Raw genomic sequence first — 2,549 nt, 5'->3', positions numbered from 1 at the left:
CGGGCCATCTCCTCGGCCACCACGGAGAACACCTCGGCAGGGCTTGCCGCGCGTGCGACCAGGATGGCCACCCGCCGCAAGGCGCCTTGCTGCTCGGCAAGAGCAGCAAGCTCGTCGCGGCTGCCCTGCAGTTCGGAACGGGTGTTAGCCCCAAGGGGCCCACCCGTGGCACCGGTGATCCAGGTAGTCGGTCGCATCGCCCCTCCTTCCCACGTCATGCCCGTGCAGCATCGATGCGCCGCTGAACGCGGTCCTGCTCGTCGTCAATCACCGTTTGGCGAACTGGAATCAATTGTGCGCTCTTGGTTCGTCGTGGTGTCGGGGAACCACCTCGTGGCGGTGCGCGGCGGGCGGCTCGATTGCTCGGTGGACTTCACCGAACATCAACTGCTCGACGGCGATCTGATTTGGGTGAAGCCCGGCCAGATACTGCAATTCGGACCCCAACTCCAGACGTCCCAGGGAATCATCGTGCTCTTTGCGCCCGGGTTTCTCGATGACGCCACGGCATCAGCAGCACACGCCGACCGGCCCGATGCGTCCGTGGACCCGCTACGCTCGCCCGCGCTGCTCCCGTTGACCGAAATGCTGGCCGGCGAATACCGCAACCCCAGCGAGCTCCCCGCCGCAATCCACTTCGCAATCCTCCGCCACGTGCTATCGATCCTCCTCCTGCATATCGGCAACCACGCCCACCCATCAAGCCAGCCTGCCGATGCGGCGTTCGAGGCGTTCCGACATGCCGTCGAAGACGGTTTCGCCCGCACGCACCGCGTCGAGGATTACGCCCGCCAACTGGGCTACAGCGTGCGCACCCTCACCCGCACAACGCGTGTCGCCACCGGCTACGGGGCAAAACGCATCATCCAGGAACGGGTACTCTTGGAGGCCAAACGTCTGCTAGCGCACACCGAACTCACCAGCACAGCGATCTCAGCGCGCATCGGCATGCCCGACCCGGCCACATTCGGCAAGTTCTTCCGCCGCCAAACAGGCGAAACACCGGCCACCTTCCGGGACCGCCTCCGCGGCGCGGACGATAGCGGTTAGCACCCCGGCCCGCGTTCGCTCACGTCAACCTGCACAAACCTATGGCTGAAGCATGACCGATCTAGCCGCGCACTGAGCACTGACGGCGATCGCTCCCTAGATTCCAGCTAGCGGAATGGTCAGATTGGGTGTCAGCGGTGACGACATCGGTTTGCTGGAGCGCCATGTCCAAGTCGGGGCGCAGTCCGAACTGTCTCGCCTCAGCGGCGTACGCCAACCCAGCATCAGCCAGTTCCTTTCCGCGAAAGTCGATCTGAGCGACGAGCGACTCGACCGCCTTCTGTCATGCATGGGCTACCGGCTGGAAGTCACTCGCCGACCGGTGGTCCCCGATGACTGTCGCCGGTACCGCCGACGGCGAATGGCGCGCCGAGCTCGAGCAGGGCACCACCTACCTGGCCTGCAACCTCGCGGTCGCGGCCGCCGCCGTCTCCGGGCGGCCAACGAACTGCACGAGGACCTCTCCGCCCCGATCGACGAGGTCATCGAAGAGGCGCGCTCCCAGCAGGCCGCCAGGGTCACCGCCCTCGAAGCCGAACTAGAAGCCGCCCGCAAGGCCCTCGCCGACCTGGACTGAGATCCCTGAACCAAGTCGCTAGCCCGCGTCTGATCCGCTTTGCGCGACCTGACGGCTATCGCTGGGTTATGAGCGAACCGGTCCCAGCCCTTCCTGGTAGCTCAGTGTCACTTCGGCGTTTGAGCCGCACTTTTCGTCTCAAATGTCCGACCGCTCTTCACCACGTTTCGTTCCCTAATCTGTTCCCAAGGCATGGGACTAGATGAGGACGACTGCGTCCAGCACCGGTCAAATTGCCTGCGGAGACTGGCCGCGGCGATTGGAATGTAATTTCGGATCCTCTGCCCCCGTGCGCCGACGATCGAGGCCGCTTTCGGGCGTCATGCGCCATTTCCCCGCAATCCGTCACCAACGTGCCCGCCGCGTCACTGACCTCGGGGAGCAGATGGCGCTCGGTGCGTCCGGCCTCGGTGTGCATCGTGCGCGCCGCTCGCCGTTGCCCATGATCTGCCGGAAGCATTGCGCCGCAGAGCATTTGCCTGCGCCGCAGCCGGTGCAGGGCCGGGCTGGCGACGTGTGCAGCGCTTCGTGATCGGCCTCGTTGCTGAATCGCTGGTGGAGGGACGCCTCGTTGTTGAACCGGCCGCGTGTCACGGCCACGTAGGCCGTCGCCCGCGACGCCCCCTCACTCAGGATCGGCGATCAGGATGAGTGGGGACGAATTACAAGAAAATCGCCTAGGTAGCCAACGGTATGGCGACGTCGTTAGCGTCCGGCTTGCCTTGCGCCCCAAAACCATGGCGCTCAGGGCGGGAGTAAGAGCTTCCCTGCCCCAAGCGCGCGGTCGTTGTCAGCGGTGGTGGTGGTATAGCAGGGCACCCGAGTCCCCGCCGAATGGCTGTTGGTTCTGGGCGGCCTCTTGCGCGGCTGCCCCGGGGGTAGCGACGATTTCGGCATTTCCCGGGCTCTGCTGCACGGTTGA

General features: G+C 65.2%; 1 protein-coding gene and 2 pseudogenes. 2 read left to right on the top strand and 1 reads right to left on the bottom strand.

Features of this window, described 5'->3' with window-relative positions; all coding sequences use genetic code 11:
• Positions 1-197, bottom strand: a pseudogene (locus QOI01_RS03735) (hypothetical protein); the annotation flags it as partial.
• Between the two features lie 19 nt (positions 198-216).
• Here QOI01_RS03735 and QOI01_RS03730 point away from each other — a divergent pair.
• Both QOI01_RS03730 and QOI01_RS03725 read left to right on the top strand, forming a co-directional pair.
• Positions 217-1,050, top strand: a complete 834-nt coding sequence (locus QOI01_RS03730) for a helix-turn-helix domain-containing protein (protein ID WP_526378714.1) — start codon at positions 217-219, stop codon at positions 1,048-1,050.
• A 332-nt stretch (positions 1,051-1,382) separates the two neighbouring features.
• Positions 1,383-1,627, top strand: a pseudogene (locus QOI01_RS03725) (DUF6319 family protein); the annotation flags it as partial.
• Positions 1,628-2,549 lie beyond the last annotated feature (922 nt).

Origin of the sequence: Mycobacterium sp. (assembly GCF_032162605.1) — a bacterium.
Lineage (GTDB): Bacteria > Actinomycetota > Actinomycetes > Mycobacteriales > Mycobacteriaceae > Mycobacterium.
Note: the sequence above shows the minus strand (reverse complement) of the source record. Positions and strands in the feature narration are given on the sequence as shown.

What these genes read in the sequence shown, in the direction of transcription:
- QOI01_RS03730 (WP_526378714.1), top strand. Translation starts at nt 217, where the DNA reads ATGCCCGTGCAGCATCGATGCGCCGCTGAACGCGGTCCTGCTCGTCGT.